This window comes from Octadecabacter sp. B2R22 (assembly GCF_018861045.1).
In the GTDB taxonomy this organism is placed as follows: domain Bacteria; phylum Pseudomonadota; class Alphaproteobacteria; order Rhodobacterales; family Rhodobacteraceae; genus Octadecabacter.
Window position 1 is genome coordinate 609866 of sequence record NZ_JAHKQJ010000010.1, and the last position, 14747, is coordinate 624612.

Annotated in this window: 18 protein-coding genes; 12 read left to right on the plus strand and 6 right to left on the minus strand. The window is 56.2% G+C overall.

The features are described 5' to 3' along the window. Positions 1 to 107: 107 nt before the first annotated feature. Entirely contained in the window at positions 108 to 2522 is a 2415-nt protein-coding gene (gene hrpB, locus KO486_RS15885; protein WP_216038248.1) for an ATP-dependent helicase HrpB, read from the minus strand. An 80-nt stretch (positions 2523 to 2602) separates the two neighbouring features. Between hrpB and meaB the strand changes: the two genes are divergently transcribed. The 6 genes from meaB (at position 2603) to KO486_RS15915 (ending at position 5974) form a co-directional block, all read left to right on the plus strand. Continuing rightward, entirely contained in the window at positions 2603 to 3598 is a 996-nt protein-coding gene (gene meaB / locus KO486_RS15890; protein ID WP_216038249.1) for a methylmalonyl Co-A mutase-associated GTPase MeaB, read from the plus strand. A gap of 168 nt (positions 3599 to 3766) precedes the next feature. Further along, complete coding sequence (rpmB, locus tag KO486_RS15895; RefSeq protein WP_216038250.1) at positions 3767 to 4054, plus strand: 50S ribosomal protein L28; 288 nt, start codon at positions 3767 to 3769, stop codon at positions 4052 to 4054. Between the two features lie 119 nt (positions 4055 to 4173). After that, on the plus strand, positions 4174 to 4494 hold the full coding sequence (locus KO486_RS15900) for a hypothetical protein (protein ID WP_216038251.1): 321 nt from the start codon (positions 4174 to 4176) through the stop codon (positions 4492 to 4494). 55 nt (positions 4495 to 4549) lie between these two features. After that, positions 4550 to 4900 carry a hypothetical protein gene (locus KO486_RS15905; protein WP_216038252.1) on the plus strand — a complete coding sequence of 117 codons (351 nt, stop codon included), beginning with the start codon at positions 4550 to 4552 and terminating at the stop codon, positions 4898 to 4900. A 51-nt stretch (positions 4901 to 4951) separates the two neighbouring features. Then, the gene (locus KO486_RS15910; RefSeq protein ID WP_216038253.1) at positions 4952 to 5455 is read left to right on the plus strand and encodes a copper chaperone PCu(A)C; all 504 of its coding nucleotides are present in this window, start codon (positions 4952 to 4954) and stop codon (positions 5453 to 5455) included. 81 nt (positions 5456 to 5536) lie between these two features. Beyond that, on the plus strand, positions 5537 to 5974 hold the full coding sequence (locus KO486_RS15915; RefSeq protein ID WP_216038254.1) for a low molecular weight protein-tyrosine-phosphatase: 438 nt from the start codon (positions 5537 to 5539) through the stop codon (positions 5972 to 5974). Here KO486_RS15915 and KO486_RS15920 read toward each other — a convergent pair. Further along, the gene (locus KO486_RS15920) at positions 5971 to 6297 is read right to left on the minus strand and encodes an arginine transporter (RefSeq protein ID WP_216038255.1); all 327 of its coding nucleotides are present in this window, start codon (positions 6295 to 6297) and stop codon (positions 5971 to 5973) included. The genes KO486_RS15915 and KO486_RS15920 overlap by 4 nt on opposite strands. A 219-nt stretch (positions 6298 to 6516) precedes the next feature. Between KO486_RS15920 and KO486_RS15925 the strand changes: the two genes are divergently transcribed. Together KO486_RS15925 and lepA are read left to right on the plus strand one after the other, a co-directional pair. Continuing rightward, on the plus strand, positions 6517 to 6882 hold the full coding sequence (locus tag KO486_RS15925) for a hypothetical protein (protein ID WP_216038256.1): 366 nt from the start codon (positions 6517 to 6519) through the stop codon (positions 6880 to 6882). A 158-nt stretch (positions 6883 to 7040) separates the two neighbouring features. Then, positions 7041 to 8837, plus strand: a complete 1797-nt coding sequence (gene lepA, locus KO486_RS15930) for a translation elongation factor 4 (RefSeq protein ID WP_216038257.1) — start codon at positions 7041 to 7043, stop codon at positions 8835 to 8837. A 136-nt stretch (positions 8838 to 8973) separates the two neighbouring features. On the opposite strand, the gene KO486_RS15935 is transcribed toward lepA, so the two are convergent. Beyond that, positions 8974 to 10014 carry a YaaC family protein gene (locus KO486_RS15935; protein WP_216038258.1) on the minus strand — a complete coding sequence of 347 codons (1041 nt, stop codon included), beginning with the start codon at positions 10012 to 10014 and terminating at the stop codon, positions 8974 to 8976. 293 nt (positions 10015 to 10307) lie between these two features. Between KO486_RS15935 and KO486_RS15940 the strand changes: the two genes are divergently transcribed. From KO486_RS15940 to KO486_RS15950, 3 genes are all read left to right on the plus strand, one after another. Further along, positions 10308 to 10622 (plus strand): TraR/DksA family transcriptional regulator, encoded by a 315-nt coding sequence (locus tag KO486_RS15940; RefSeq protein WP_216038259.1) that lies wholly within the window; start codon positions 10308 to 10310, stop codon positions 10620 to 10622. Between the two features lie 83 nt (positions 10623 to 10705). Further along, complete coding sequence (locus KO486_RS15945; protein ID WP_216038260.1) at positions 10706 to 10891, plus strand: CTP synthetase; 186 nt, start codon at positions 10706 to 10708, stop codon at positions 10889 to 10891. Next, on the plus strand, positions 10888 to 11067 hold the full coding sequence (locus KO486_RS15950) for a CTP synthetase (protein ID WP_216038261.1): 180 nt from the start codon (positions 10888 to 10890) through the stop codon (positions 11065 to 11067). Before KO486_RS15945 ends, KO486_RS15950 begins: the two co-directional genes overlap by 4 nt. Positions 11068 to 11225: 158 nt before the next feature. Here the strand turns inward: KO486_RS15950 and KO486_RS15955 are convergent, their stop codons facing one another. Continuing rightward, positions 11226 to 11954 (minus strand): alpha/beta fold hydrolase, encoded by a 729-nt coding sequence (locus KO486_RS15955; RefSeq protein ID WP_216038262.1) that lies wholly within the window; start codon positions 11952 to 11954, stop codon positions 11226 to 11228. Positions 11955 to 12019: 65 nt separating this feature from the next. Between KO486_RS15955 and KO486_RS15960 the strand changes: the two genes are divergently transcribed. Further along, the gene (locus KO486_RS15960; protein WP_216038263.1) at positions 12020 to 12391 is read left to right on the plus strand and encodes a hypothetical protein; all 372 of its coding nucleotides are present in this window, start codon (positions 12020 to 12022) and stop codon (positions 12389 to 12391) included. Here the strand turns inward: KO486_RS15960 and KO486_RS15965 are convergent. Next, positions 12357 to 13205 carry a DUF817 domain-containing protein gene (locus tag KO486_RS15965; RefSeq protein ID WP_216038264.1) on the minus strand — a complete coding sequence of 283 codons (849 nt, stop codon included), beginning with the start codon at positions 13203 to 13205 and terminating at the stop codon, positions 12357 to 12359. The two genes, KO486_RS15960 and KO486_RS15965, sit on opposite strands and share 35 nt — an antisense overlap. Positions 13206 to 13319: 114 nt before the next feature. Then, positions 13320 to 14615, minus strand: coding sequence for a serine hydroxymethyltransferase (gene glyA / locus KO486_RS15970; protein ID WP_216038265.1), 1296 nt, complete (start codon positions 14613 to 14615; stop codon positions 13320 to 13322). Positions 14616 to 14747 lie beyond the last annotated feature (132 nt).

A 14747-nucleotide genomic window follows, 5' to 3' on the forward strand; every position in this document is an offset into this window, starting at 1 on the left:
CGATCAGCGCTTGCAGCGGGCGGCGGGCGCCCCTGAGGGGCGCAAAGGGGCGCTGCCCCGTCCTTCGGACTCCCCGAGGTATTTTTGAAACAAAGGCAAAGACTGCGCTATTTGCGTGGTTTCGATCGCGGCTTTGCGCGCAGTGTCGGGTCTTCTTGAGTGGGGTCTTCTGGCCACGGGTGGCGCGGGTAGCGACCACGCATGTCTTTGCGAACGTCTGAGTAACTTGAGGCCCAGAAACCTGGTACGTCCATCGTAGTTTGAATAGGTTTTTGCCCCGGGGACAGGAAGGTCACGCGCAATGGGCGGCCTGCGACCACGGGATGACGTGTGGTGCCAAACATTTCTTGCAAACGCAGTGTGATTTCGGGGGCTTCACCGCTGTAATCAATCGGAGTCTGACGTCCTAAAGGGGTGGTGAATTGTGCCGGGGCTTGGGCGTCAACGGATTGTATCTGGTCCCACGTCAGGATCGCGCGCAGAGCAGGCAGGGCGTCAAAGGCTTTCCATTGCGCAGTTGTTTGTACTTTGGTCAGGTGCGGGAGAAGCCAGTCTTCGAGAGTGTCCAGTAGGGCTTTGTCGTTTAGGTTAGGCAGGTCCGGTTGCACGGCGCGTACGAGTGCGACGCGCGCGCGGAATCTCTCGGTCGCGGCGTTGAATTTCAGGCCGACTTCGCGGATGCCGGTTAGCATCGCCGTGGCTATGGCCTCATCAGGGGCCTCGGTCCAGCGCTCGTCGGACAGGATAACCGAGCCGATGCGGTCTTGGGTTCGGGCTAGAATACGGCCATCGCGTTTGGACCAATGGCAGGTGTTTACGGCTTCAATCCGGTCGGCTGCCACGCGGCGCACGTCGCTTTCCGAGATCGGAAGGGCCGCGCGAATTTTGGCCTCGCGTGGGTTTCCGTCTGTGTCTGTTACCACCAGATAGGGCTGCCCTGCCAAGGGATCAGCGGCGTCCATTACGGCCCCTTTGCCGCCGGATAGAACGAACCTTGGGGCTTCGCCCTTGCGGCGCTGGGCGATGCGGTCAGGGTAGGCAAGGGCAGCGTAAACCTCGGGTGGTTCAGAGGGCAGTTGTGGCACTGATTTGGCAAGGCGCTTTGCCTCTTGGCGAACCCGCGCGAGAGCGCCTGGATGTAGCGTGTAGGGGGTGCGTTCGCCGTTTAGCGTTTTAATCCGCCATGTTAAATCAGCGGGAGCGCCTTTCAGGATGTCCCGTTCTGACAGCAATGCGGCGAGGGGGGCGGCGGATTTGCCACCCGTCACCACCATATGGCCCAAGCGCGGATGCACGGGTAGTTTTGCCAAGGCGCGGCCGTGTTTTGTGATGCGCTCGTCTTTGAGCGCGCCTAATTCGTTCAGCAACTGTTGTGCCTCTCGAAGTGTGCCTTCGGGCGGGGGCGTCAGGAAGGGGAGGCTTTCACTGCCCCACACGGCCAGTTCAAGCGCGAGCCCCGTGAGGTCGGCCGCCTCGATTTCAGCAGGCGCAAACCCCATCAGCGCGCCATCTTCGCCTTTGGACCAAAGTTTATAGGCGACGCCTTCGGCGACACGACCTGCGCGGCCTGCGCGTTGGGTCGCTTCGGCGCGGGTGACGCGTTCTGTTACCAATCTGGACATACCCGAACCTGCATCAAACCTTGCCCGCCGTGCGCGGCCCCCGTCGACAACGACACGGATGTCTTCGATCGTTAGCGACGTCTCCGCGATCGAAGTGGACAAGACCACTTTGCGGCTAGACGACACAGGCGCAATTGCCGCGCGCTGATCTTTGAACGGCAGTGCCCCGAACAGGGGGCGTACGGTGCAATCCGCTGGCAGCCGGCCATCTAGCAAACCCTGTACACGGCGAATTTCGCCTTCTCCGGGGAGGAAGACCAACACACCGCCGCTCGTTTCGCCGACTGCCTCAGTGACCAAATCCGCCACGGCGGTTTCATACCGCACGTCTTTGCGCAGCGGTCTGTCCAACCATTTTACGTCTACGGGAAACGCCCGACCTTGAGACGTGACGACGTCGGCGTTGATCAGTTCCGCTACCGGGCCAGCATCTAGTGTGGCAGACATGACAATCAACGCCAGATCAGGGCGTAGGGCCTCGCGGATTTCAAGGGTGAGGGCCAAGCCAAGATCGGCGTTCAGTGATCTTTCGTGAAATTCGTCAAAGATCACCGCCCCGATGCCCGTCAGCTCGGGGTCGCTTTGGATCATGCGGGTTAGGATGCCTTCGGTGACAACCTCAATCTTGGTGCCTGCGACGCTATCGCCGCGCATCCGGTAACCGACGGTCTGACCTATCGGTTCGCCCAATTGTTGGGCCAGCCTCTCGGCGGCGGCACGGGCTGCCAGTCGGCGCGGTTCCAACATGACGATCTTGCCTTTGATGTCCCCCTGGATAGCCAAAGGAACGCGGCTGGTCTTACCGGCACCGGGTGGCGCTTGCAGGACGACACAGCCACGCCCCCGCAGGGCCGCGAGCAGGTCATCAATGACGTCATCAATGGGCAAAGCATCACTCATCCGCCCTTCATCTGGCCAAATAAACCCAAACACAACCGCCCTATCTGGACGAGAGCCAACAGTCTGCGCATAAAGCGGTCATGAATATTGCCGAAACAGCCCAGAAAATCCGCGCCGGAGATCGCCGTGCGCTGGCCCGTGCCATCACTTTGGTCGAGAGCACCCGTGCGCAAGATCGCGCTGCCGCCGCTGAATTGCTTGCGGAATTGGGAAGCGAAACCCAAGCCCTGCGCATCGGGCTATCCGGCACGCCGGGCGTTGGTAAATCCACATTTATCGAATCCTTTGGCAGAATGCTGACAGGGCAGGGGTTACGGGTGGCGGTTCTGGCCGTTGACCCAAGTTCAACCCGATCAGGGGGGTCGATTTTGGGGGACAAGACTCGCATGGATTTGCTGTCGCGCGACCCGAATGCGTTTATCCGACCCTCACCCAGCCAATCGCAATTGGGCGGCGTGGCGCGGCGCACCCGTGAAGCGATTGCGCTCTGCGAAGCGGCGAAATTTGATGTGGTCCTGATTGAAACCGTTGGCGTCGGGCAGTCTGAAACGGCTGTGGCGGAAATGTCTGATGTTTTCTTGCTTTTGCTTGCGCCCGCGGGTGGGGACGAACTGCAAGGTGTCAAACGCGGGATCATGGAAACATGCGATATGATCCTTGTGAATAAGGCCGACGGCGATTTGAAATCACAAGCGACGCGCACCTGTGCAGATTACGCCGGTGCCTTGCGCCTGATGCGCAAACGCCCGCAAGACCCCGATGATTTCCCCAAAGCGGTGGCGGTTTCCGCGCTCGAAGAGAACGGAATCACGGCCGCTTGGGAAGAAATGCAAACGCTCGCCAAATGGCGCAAAGACAATGGCATCTGGGACGCGCGCCGCACGCAGCAAGCGCGGTTTTGGTTCCAAGAAGAAGTCCGCGCTGGGCTGCTATCCCGCCTGACATCCGATGCCAGCGTGAAACAGCAACTTTCGTCATTGGAAGAAGATGTCTCCAATGGTAAAATTGGTCCTGCGCAGGCTGCCGACACCCTGATTGCCCAGCTATTTGCGCAAACCACCCCCAAGTCACGCTGAAAACGCCACGGCATAGGTATCATTTTGGGGGAAACGGGTTGACGGGGGCAAGGAATCCTCCTAATTCCCGCCAAATGAATTCAGGCCTTGCTGTGTGCGAGGCCCAACAGGTTTGATAGAACGGGTCGCGCACGATGTAGCTGGCCCTTGATAAACAAGGAAAACGCCATGTCTCGCCGTTGCGAACTGACCGGAAAAGGCCCAATGACGGGCAACAACGTGAGCCACGCTAAAAACCGTACACGCCGTCGGTTTTTGCCAAACCTTCAGGACGTCTCTTTGGCGTCTGAAACTTTGGGCCGTAGCTTCAAATTCCGCATCTCTAACGCTGCTTTGCGCACCGTTGATCACCGTGGTGGTCTGGATGCGTTCTTCGCAAAATCCAAAGACGCTGAGCTGTCCCCAGCCGCGTTGAAGGTCAAGAAAGACATCGCCAAGGCAACAGCCGAAGCATAAGTCGTTCTACCTGACTGATTTAGAAAAGCCCGAGCCTTTGCGCTCGGGTTTTTTGTTTTTTTATGGTTGGGCTGTGGTCTAAGCTGGCGATGTGTTTCGATTTAACGAAGGTTTGGTCTGTGAAATTTCTTTTTGCAACGTTTCTGGGGCTGATCAGCCAATCTGCTTGGGCAGGCTGCGCGGATTTCACGCGAAGTTTTTCAGGCGAACTGTCCCCTCCCGTTTATCGGATTTGTTATGACGGTGTCTGCGATGTCACGACGCAAGACTACGTGTGTTCCAACGTATCCAGCTATCAAGACGGATACGCAATTGGATGGACACGTGATTGCCAAATCCTAAGCGAAACCGAAACACAGTGTCAGATCAGATGGCAAGGACGCCCGATCGACCCCGCCAAGCATTACCGCCTGACCTTTGAAGAGGTTTCAACCGAGTAAGGCTGCGACCATTCTGCTCTTTTTGCCCCGCGCGGGTACTGGTATCCTTCCCGTGATGACAGGAATGACTCGCCTTTTGACCCTAACGCTTGCGATGCTGATTGCGATGACCTCGCTTCAGATGGCGCAGGCGCGTGGCATCATGGCGTCGGCGGTGGGGCAATACGTTTTGTGCTCCGGCCAAGACAGCGAAACCATCACGTTGGACATCAACGGCAACCCAATAGAAGTTGCACATACCTGTGTTGACTGTGCCCTCACGTTCGCTGAGACATCTACGCGTGCCACGTTTGTTGATCCGCAGCTTATCCACATGCAGACTCTCGTGCAGGCCCCTGTAACGGCTGCATTTACGCTCACTCTCCCCAAAGGACATCCTGCGCGCGCACCTCCATTAACAGCCTGAATACCAACTTTCACTTATCCAACATTCAGACTTTTATTCGGGAGAGACATCATGTCCTTCAAATCCATCCTTCTTGGTGCCGCGCTGGCACTGCCCCTCGCAACAACAGCTTTCGCTGAGGTTGAAGTCCACGATCAATACGCGCGTTCATCCAATGCCATGGCGGGTGCCGCGTTTATGATGATCCAGAACAGTGGCGATACGGACGACCGCCTGATCGCTGTCACCTCTGACGTGGCTGCACGCACCGAACTGCACACGCACATCGAGAACGCGGACGGCGTGATGCAGATGATACATGTGGAAGAGGGGTTCGAGCTTCCTGCGGGCGGTGACATCTCTATGGAGCGCGGCGGCAAGCACGTGATGTTCATGGGGCTCAACGCACCCTTTACGGACGATCAGACCGTCACCATCACCTTGACCTTCGAACACGCTGGCGACGTTGTCGTTGAAATCCCTGTCGATCAAGAGCGCATGGATCACGGCGCGATGGGGCATGGCGACATGAACCAGAACATGGACCAAAACATGGACCACGGTTCAGGTAACTAAGACACAGGTTTGGCGGGCGCATACGGCTGTGCCCGCCAAATTCACCGTGGGGTTTCTGGTGAGCCCCGCTATACTCCCCCCATGCATCGTATTCTTTTCGTCTGTCTCGGTAATATCTGCCGATCCCCCACTGCCGAGGCCGTGACCCGCGCCAAGGCCCCGCATCTTCATTTGGATAGCGCTGGAACCGCTGGTTACCACGTGGGCGATCCGCCCTATGGCCCGATGCAGCAGGCTGCGAGGGGGCGTGGATACGATCTTTCGCCGCTGCGCGCGCGCCAGTTCACGGCGGATGATTTCGACACTTTTGACGTGATTATCGCCATGGATGGTGAAAATTTCGACAACATCGAAGCCCTGCGCCCCACGCATTCATCTACGCCAGTTGTGCTTTTCACTGATCACATCGGTCAAGACTGCACAGCTGTTCCGGACCCGTATTACACGCGAGATTTCAATGGGTGCTTGGATCTGATCGAAGCTTGCGCAGACGGGCTTATCGCGGGGTTAACGCGTTAGCCGCACTGGCTGCGCGCTTTGCTCACGTAGGACTGATAGCGGCGCCAAAACGCATCATTCGCCGTGGTGTCCGAAATGCGGATCGAATGGGCGAATTCAGGATCCCCAAAGAAACGCGCAACACGACTGCGATCGCTGGAGCTTAGCTCTGCATTGGCGACACGCTGCACGCAAGAACACAAAGATGTCGTCGCGGCTGAACGGTCAGCGGCAAGGCAGGCACGGCTGATGTCACCCGTCGCCCCACGGGTCGACCCCGTATTGCGGGTCCCACCACAGGCTGTCAGAGCCAAAATACACGTCATCGCAAGAATTACCCGCATCACTACCACCTCATATCGCCCGCCGATTTTGGCTTGGGCTGTTTATCTGCTGGTGTAATTATGACGGAAAGGGAGGGGCTGGGGAAGGGGGAAGCTGATCACGTTTTAGGCTGTTTGCTGATTGGCAATGAATGACGGCTTGGAGCCCAGAGTTACCCTCTTCGGGTGCTATTTTGAATGGCTGGACAAAAACCTAGGGTAGCGCCAAGCTCTTTAAACATGAGCGTCAACCTAGACTTTCTTGAAGAGTGCGAGATAGTTCGGCCGAGCTGGTCGCCCGAATATGGAGTGGCGTCTTCTTTTTCTGAATTTTTTGTCACGCTCAATGAACCGCTTGGCTTAGTGTGGTTGGCAGTATTGGCCCTGTTTTTATGGAAAAGAAATGTGTTGTTTAGCGTTCTTCTTTCACTGCTGTCGGTGTCGCTTTTGGCTTATTGGAATTGGGAGAAATACGCATACGATGGACTATATTTCGGCCAACTAGGCGGCTGCGTAGGGTCTCTTTTCGTCACGAATATTGTGCTCTGGGCGGCTTTCCTGTTTGGCATAGCTGGGGTATTCTGGCGACGGTTCAAGCGAACATGAAATGTCGGCCTTGTCCCGCGATGCGGACAATCGCTCCGAGTTAAATAACCAGTAACAGGGCTTGAAGTGCCGCGCTGCCGAGCCGCTGTAGCGGTTGCCTTTCCATCACGTTCAAGACAGCTTGCAAAACCCTGCAAAACCTGCGCATTTCCAGAACCATGACCGACCTGAACAAAATCCGCAATTTCTCCATCGTCGCGCACATTGACCATGGCAAATCCACTCTGGCTGACCGCTTGATCCAGTCCACCAACACGGTGGCCGAACGGGACATGAAGGCGCAGATGCTGGACTCCATGGATATCGAGCGCGAGCGCGGGATTACCATCAAGGCCAACACGGTGCGCATCGATTACACCGCCAAAGACGGTGAGACCTATGTTCTCAACCTGATCGACACCCCCGGGCACGTCGATTTCGCTTATGAGGTCTCCCGCTCCATGCGTGCGGTTGAAGGGTCTTTGTTGGTCGTGGACAGTACCCAAGGGGTTGAGGCGCAAACGCTCGCCAACGTCTATCACGCCATTGAGGCGGATCACGATTTGGTCCCTGTTTTCAATAAGATCGACCTTCCGGCCTCTGACATTGACCGCGTTGCCGAACAGGTCGAGGACGTTATCGGTATCGATGCCTCTGGTGCCATCGCGGTGTCTGCCAAAACGGGGCAGGGCATTGAAGAAACGCTCGAAGCTATCGTCACCCAACTCCCCGCACCAAAAGGGGATATCAACGCGCCGCTTAAGGCGATGTTGGTGGATTCTTGGTATGACAGCTACCTTGGCGTGATCGTTCTGGTCCGCATCATCGACGGCAAGCTGAAGAAGGGTGAAAAGGTCAAATTCATCTCCAACGGCACGATCCACCACGTGGACCGGATTGGCGTCTTCCGCCCAGAAATGACCCCCGTGGATGAGCTTGGCCCTGGTGAGATCGGCTTCCTCACGGCCTCCATCAAACAGGTGCGTGACACGCGGGTGGGCGACACGATCACCCATCAACGTAGCGAAGTCACACCGCTGCCGGGCTTCAAACCCGCACAACCCGTGGTCTTCTGTGGCTTGTTCCCCGTCGACTCTGCCCTGTTTGAAGACCTGCGCGAAGCCATCGACAAACTCGCCCTCAACGACGCCTCCTTCTCCTTTGAAATGGAAAGCTCCGCCGCACTTGGCTTTGGCTTCCGCTGCGGCTTCCTTGGCTTGCTCCACCTCGAAGTGATCCGCGACCGGATCGAGCGTGAGTATGACATCGACCTCATCACCACCGCGCCGTCCGTGATCTACGACATCCACATGAAGGACGGCACCGTCGTGCAATTGCACAACCCCGCCGACATGCCTGACGTCACCACCGTCGATCACATCGCCGAGCCGCGCATCAAAGCGACGATCCTTGTGCCGGATGAATACTTGGGCGAAGTCCTCAAACTCTGTCAGGACCGCCGCGGCATCCAAGAAGACCTGACCTACGCAGGGTCCCGCGCCATGGCCGTTTACGACCTGCCGCTCAACGAAGTGGTGTTCGATTTTTACGACCGCCTGAAATCCGTCACCAAGGGCTATGCGTCGTTTGACTACCAACTGATGGGCTACCGCGAGGACAATCTGGTCAAGATGTCCGTGCTGGTGAACGAAGAACCGGTCGACGCGCTGTCCATGATGGTGCACCGCGACCGCGCCGAGGCCCGTGGCCGCGCTATGGTTGAGAAATTGAAAGAGCTGATCCCGCGACACATGTTCAAAATCCCGATCCAAGCGGCGATTGGCGGCAAGGTGATTGCCCGTGAGACATTGTCTGCCATGCGTAAGGATGTGACGGCGAAGTGTTACGGCGGCGACGCATCGCGGAAACGCAAACTGTTGGATAAGCAGAAGGCGGGTAAGAAGAAGATGCGCCAGTTTGGGAAAGTGGATATTCCTCAGGAAGCATTTATTTCCGCACTTAAAATGGACGATTAATCGTCCATTTTAAGTGCGCGTGCGTGGCAGCGAACTTGCGAAGCATTTCGCGTACGCACTCAGTTGCTACGGCGCGAAGGTTTTTGCGAACTAATTGAGAGCATCTTACGAGATTCAAACGTAAGATCTTAAGGCATTATCGCACTTTAGGTGGCCAGAACTGACGACCAGTAATTTCTGTCGCGATCTGATCGACAAACTGGTCAGTTACGTTCTCGATGAATTCCGTAAGTAACCAGTTCCCTTGACCAGAAAGGTGGCGGTCAAAACCTGCAGGGTCGTACCTCGCCAATTCACTAAGCCGATGCATGGCCGCGAACATTAAGATCAGAGTGTGTCGATGACCGACTGAGTTTTTAGGAATTGTGCGCTTGAGGTACCAGAGGTCCCGATTGCCTGAGATGCTTACAACAGCTCTGCGGGTGGTCTTATGGTAGCTTTGCAGTCGCACGACCGCTTGCTCTTTTTGCTTCGCGTTAGTTCTACCATTGTACCAACTAAAGCACTTCTTCCTTCGAACAAATTTCTTGCCTTCATAATCAATGGACTCAAAGGAACTAGGAATATTTGCGAGGCTCCTGTTGTCGGCGAAACGAGGAAGAATTTCAGCCTCAAAATATGCCTCTGAACTACCATTTTTCTTAACGTACCGCGCTGCTTCAAGAGGAATGAACAAGTCAGTGGAAGAGGTGAAGGTTAACCTAAATGCACGATGGATGAATGGGATATTCCACAGAATATCTTTCAAGCTATAATTTGCATTTTCTTCATACTCTCCAAAATGGCGGCAAAGCGCCGGAAGTACGCCGCCCGAATAGAAGTTAACCTGTTCGTTCGCTAATACGCTTTTTGCATTTTCGGGTCGAACACCTGCGACGCCGTGCGCGTCAGCTGCAGCAAGGCTTTTTGTGCTTAAAAGGGTTTTTGTCGCATTGAGAAATGAATAATATAAAGTAAGAGGCGCAGCTTCGGGGGCAAGATTATGGGATGCATCGGAGAACCTCTTTGCCTGCCTCCAGTAAGACAAAGCCTCTTCCTTGCCGCTACGTTTCAACCATAGTTCGACGTATTGCCAAGGGTTGTTTGACAAGACGTGTTCACTGTCGAAATCTGGCATTAGCACACCTTTATGCATCCAAACGCGACGGTTCTTGATTTTTAATTGTTTGTTTCTCATTAGTTGGTAAGAGCAGCTTTTTGAAATCACCTCAAGGTTGTATTTTGGGCTTGCTAGCCAAATCCCCGATTTGGCAGCGCCCGTGTCCGGCGCTTCGCGCGTTCGAACCTGAATTGATCCACTGGATCACTTCCAAGACGGGTCTCACCCTCCCCCAAGGGGAGGGCACTTCGAACCATCCCCTCGGCTCGGGCGCAACCTAGCCTGAAACGCCGCATAAAGTTCCTTGACCCAAATCAAGGCACTCCTCCCGCCCTTGTTCCATCCTCCCTAAAAACCAAGGGAGACCGCCCATGAACATCGACACACAAAAACAAACTCTGCTGGCGCGCCGCACGGAGATCACGCAGCATCTGGTTGAGGTTGAAGATCAGCTTGATGACACGCCGCCCGCCGATTGGGAGGACCGTGCGTCCGAGCGGCAGGGGGATGAGGTTCTGGAGGCTTTGGGCAATACCGAGGCCGCCGAGATCAAACAGATCGATGCGGCGCTGGCGCGGATTGAGGCGGGGACATATGGCATTTGCGCCAAGTGTGGGGACCCGATCTCGGATGAACGGCTTACGCTGCTGCCCGCTGCTCCGCTGTGTAAGAACTGTATGGCCTGAACGCGCTTTGGTTTGACCCAAATCAACGCGACGGCGTTCGACTCATGCCAGTTTGCGCGCATTAACACTTTCCGGAGGCCCCAATGGCACGACTCGCAGGCATTCTTTTCTTCGTTATCGGCACTACACTTGCCGGCACATTCATGATCGCAGCGCTGGTCATGGGCTACGACACCGCGCAGCCTATCGTTATCGCAGTGACCCTTGGGTTCCTCGTGTCCATTCCGGCGTCGTGGTTCATCGCCAAGGCCATCGTGGAACAAGGGTGAACCCCGTTGCTTTGGCGCTGTTCGGCGTCATTGCGTCTACGCTTGCTGGCACCTTCGTGGTCGTCGCCCTTGTGAGCGGCGTTTCTGGCCTTTGGCCGCTTTTGGGGGTTGCGGCGCTCGGGGCGGTGTTGGCGCTGCCCGCCGTCTGGTTCATCAGCCGCGCGATGGGGCGTTAGGCTAAATGATTTCTTGTGAGAGCGACGGAACGTCCATGCTCGCACGTATCACCCTTAGAAACCCATTCTAAGGACTGTGACATGGCCTACCTTCCACATATCTTCTTGTTCTGCGTCGGTGGCGCGAGCTTGTTGGTATTTCTCACGTCTTCAATGAACTAGACGCAGAATGCCCGAACAGCGGCCTCGAACTCGCGCGGTTTTTGGGCGTGCAGCCAGTGCCCTGCGTCGCGCAGTTTGGCGAAATGGGCGTTCGGGAACAGGTTTTTGATGGCGGGGCGGTGTTCAGGCTGGACGTAGTCGCTGTCAGCCCCGGACAGGAAGAGGGCCGGACCGTCATAGGTGCCGCTTACGTCTGGAATACTCAGGATCTTGGGCATCTCGGCCTCAAGAGTGTCCAAGTTCAACAGCCAGCGTTTTTCTTTGACATCAAGGGATTGCAACAGGAAATCCCGCACCTCTGGGTCTAGGTTTTTGCCAGCGTCAGAGCGGCGTTCAATCGCGTTCAGGTCCACGCCGCGCATCGCGTTGATGTGTTGGGTTTGGGTGTGTGTGTAGGTCACGGGCGCGATATCGGCTACGATCAGGCGTTTCACCAGTTCTGGGTGGCGCAGTGCCAAGACCATCGCCGCCTTGCCGCCCATGGAATGGCCTACGACATAGGTTGGTCCGTCCAACAGTTCAGCCAGATCATCTGCCATATCGAAATAGCTGTGGGTGTCGAACCGTGGGCTGGACCCGTGGTTGCGCATGTCCGGGCAGACCACAAAGTATTGATCCGACAGTCTTTTGGCGATCACGTTCCAGTTGCGGCCAGAGCCAAAAAGCCCATGAGCAATGAGAAGTTTCGGCGCCGCAGGGTCACCATGAGTGAGGATATTCAGCATCGTTTTTGACTAGACCACCTAAAGGAGAATTGAAAGGCAGATCGGCTCGCGCTACTACATGTAGTATGACGAGTGCCCTGATACATAGACAAAGCGATGAGATTCGAAATCTGATCGAGGAACGCCTGAAGGTTAAGGGGCGCACGCTGGAAAAGGCATTGGCTAAGGCAGGGCGGTTGTTGCCGAAATGGGCGCAGCGAGAAGGCAGCTATCTGGTCCATGCGGAACACTATCTGGGCCACCCAAAGCTGCGTCTGATGATTGATGAGGCGAAGGTTGCCAAAGCCCATAAGACATTAGTGGCGCATTTGAAATCGATCGACCCCAAGGAACGCCGCAAAACGCGGCTTCTTCAATTGATTGGCGCAGTGAGCTTTAATCTGATTGTCGTGCTCGGCGCGTTCATTTTTTATATGTGGTATCGTGGTTACCTTTGATGTCCAGCGGCGCGCGGATGACCAATGTCACCGTCACGAAGGCCACGTAGATCAGTAGATACCAGCTTCCCATTTTTGAAATCGGCGTCCAGTCGAACTCGGCCCCGCCCGCGTAGACCCATGTGCCCGTCAGGGTGCCGATGTTTTCCGCGATCCAAAGCGCGAAGCTGGCGCAAAGTGCCGCCAACGGCAGGCGCACGGACAATCTGCGCCCCACGGTAAATCGAACCTGCGTGCGCCAGAACAAGACCAGTGTGGCTGCGAAAAGCACCAATCGGATATCGTACCAGTAATGGTGCAGAAAGAAGTTCACATAGATCGCCACGGCCAGTGCAACGGTGCTCCAGTAGGGCGGGTAGGGGGTGAAGCGCAGATCAAACAGCCGGATCACCCGCGCGATATAACTGCCCACAGAGGCATACATGAACCCGCTGAACAGTGGAACATTGAAGACCATGAAAATAGCGTGCTCAGGGTAGCCCCAAGACCCCGCGTTGACCTTGAACCATTCCATGCAAGTACCGGTGAGGTGAAACAGCAAGATGACCTTAGCCTCGTCCCATGTTTCCAACTTAAACAACAGCATGGCGACCTGCGTTAACACGGCGATCGCAAACAGGGCGTCATAGCGGGCCACGGGCCACGCATCGTTCCAGATGGCATTTGTGAAAATCACGGAACCGAGGATCAGAACTGCAAACAAGGCTGCCCAAATGTGTTTGAGGATAAACAGCACCACGCCTGACAGCGGCGCGGGCAAGGCGCGGCGCACCAAGGGGGCAAAGGATGTCTCGAAACTCGGCGTGCTGGTCATAGGGCTAAATGCGCCAAATGGGGCGGCAAAGTCCACTGCAGGTTTGCGCAGCTCTCGTGCAAATGCAAAAGGGCGCACCTGATGGCGCGCCCCTCGCAATTGGTTCGATCTGTCTTACAGGTTTGGATACATCGGGAACTTGTCACAGAAGGCTTCGATTTCGCCGCGCACCTTGGCTTCGACTTCGTCGTTGCCGTCTGGGCCATTGGCCGCAAGGCCATCGACGACCTCAACGATCCAATCCGCGATCTGGCGGAAGTCATCCTCTTTGAAGCCACGTGTCGTGCCTGCTGGCGTCCCAAGGCGGATACCAGATGTCACAGTCGGCTTTTCTGGGTCAAACGGGATGCCGTTTTTGTTGGTGGTGATATGTGCGCGGCCAAGGGCTGCGTCGGTGATGTTGCCTGTTACGCCTTTGGGGCGCAGATCAACCAGCATCACGTGCGTATCAGTCCCGCCCGTTACGATGTCCAGGCCGCCTTTGATCAACTGATCGGCCAGCGCATCCGCATTGGCGCGAACCTGACGCATGTATGTTTTGAACTCGGGACGCAGAGCCTCGCCAAAGGCCACAGCCTTACCAGCGATCACATGCATCAGCGGACCACCCTGAATACCCGGGAAGATGGCCGAGTTGACCTTCTTGGCGATGGCTTCGTCGTTGGTCAGGATCATGCCGCCACGTGGGCCGCGCAACGTCTTGTGTGTTGTCGTTGTCGCAACATGGGCATGTGGGAACGGTGAAGGGTGTTCACCCGCAGCAACCAGACCCGCAAAGTGGGCCATGTCAACGTGCAGATATGCACCAACGCTGTCCGCGATTTCGCGCATTTTCGCAAAATCGATCTGGCGCGGAATGGCGGACCCGCCTGCGATGATCATTTTTGGCTTATGTTCGGTCGCCAGTGCCTGCACTTCGTCGTAATCAAGCAGGTTGTCCTGACGGCGCACGCCGTATTGAACCGCGTTGAACCACTTACCTGATTGGTTTGGCGGGGCACCGTGTGTCAGGTGACCACCGGACGCAAGGTTCATGCCCAAGATCGTATCACCGGGCTGCAACAGCGCCTGAAACACACCTTGGTTGGCCTGAGAGCCGGAATTTGGCTGCACGTTGGCAAAGCCGCAATCAAACAGCTGTTTTGCGCGATCAATGGCCAGGTTTTCTGCAACATCAACGTGTTGGCACCCGCCGTAGTAGCGGCGACCTGGGTAGCCTTCGGCGTATTTGTTTGTCATGACGCTGCCTTGCGCTTCCATGACGGCGGCGCTGACAATGTTTTCGGACGCGATCAGTTCGATCTCTTTGCGTTGGCGACCCAATTCAGCATCAATCGCGGCAGCAATTTCAGGGTCACGCGTGGACAGGCTTTCGGTGAAGAAACCTGTGTCTTTGGTTGCATCAGTCATGGGTCTTCCTTTGGTCGCAGACGTTAGGCGATACATAGGCCTTCGTTTGCTGCTCATAAAGCCCAAAAGCGTCATGTTCTTTATGTGCTGCGGCTCATCGGGGGCGTGACGCGTTCTGCTTGCCTTTTGTTG

Coding starts and splice junctions, on each gene's coding strand:
- KO486_RS15945 (WP_216038260.1), top strand. CDS start 10,706: ATGGCACGACTCGCAGGCATTCTTTTCTTCGTTATCGGCACTACACTT.
- KO486_RS15940 (WP_216038259.1), top strand. CDS start 10,308: ATGAACATCGACACACAAAAACAAACTCTGCTGGCGCGCCGCACGGAG.
- meaB (WP_216038249.1), top strand. CDS start 2,603: ATGAATATTGCCGAAACAGCCCAGAAAATCCGCGCCGGAGATCGCCGT.
- KO486_RS15920 (WP_216038255.1), bottom strand. CDS start 6,297: ATGCGGGTAATTCTTGCGATGACGTGTATTTTGGCTCTGACAGCCTGT.
- lepA (WP_216038257.1), top strand. CDS start 7,041: ATGACCGACCTGAACAAAATCCGCAATTTCTCCATCGTCGCGCACATT.
- KO486_RS15925 (WP_216038256.1), top strand. CDS start 6,517: ATGAGCGTCAACCTAGACTTTCTTGAAGAGTGCGAGATAGTTCGGCCG.
- hrpB (WP_216038248.1), bottom strand. CDS start 2,522: ATGAGTGATGCTTTGCCCATTGATGACGTCATTGATGACCTGCTCGCG.
- KO486_RS15965 (WP_216038264.1), bottom strand. CDS start 13,205: ATGACCAGCACGCCGAGTTTCGAGACATCCTTTGCCCCCTTGGTGCGC.
- KO486_RS15935 (WP_216038258.1), bottom strand. CDS start 10,014: ATGAGAAACAAACAATTAAAAATCAAGAACCGTCGCGTTTGGATGCAT.
- KO486_RS15955 (WP_216038262.1), bottom strand. CDS start 11,954: ATGCTGAATATCCTCACTCATGGTGACCCTGCGGCGCCGAAACTTCTC.
- rpmB (WP_216038250.1), top strand. CDS start 3,767: ATGTCTCGCCGTTGCGAACTGACCGGAAAAGGCCCAATGACGGGCAAC.
- glyA (WP_216038265.1), bottom strand. CDS start 14,615: ATGACTGATGCAACCAAAGACACAGGTTTCTTCACCGAAAGCCTGTCC.
- KO486_RS15915 (WP_216038254.1), top strand. CDS start 5,537: ATGCATCGTATTCTTTTCGTCTGTCTCGGTAATATCTGCCGATCCCCC.
- KO486_RS15960 (WP_216038263.1), top strand. CDS start 12,020: ATGACGAGTGCCCTGATACATAGACAAAGCGATGAGATTCGAAATCTG.
- KO486_RS15905 (WP_216038252.1), top strand. CDS start 4,550: ATGACAGGAATGACTCGCCTTTTGACCCTAACGCTTGCGATGCTGATT.
- KO486_RS15910 (WP_216038253.1), top strand. CDS start 4,952: ATGTCCTTCAAATCCATCCTTCTTGGTGCCGCGCTGGCACTGCCCCTC.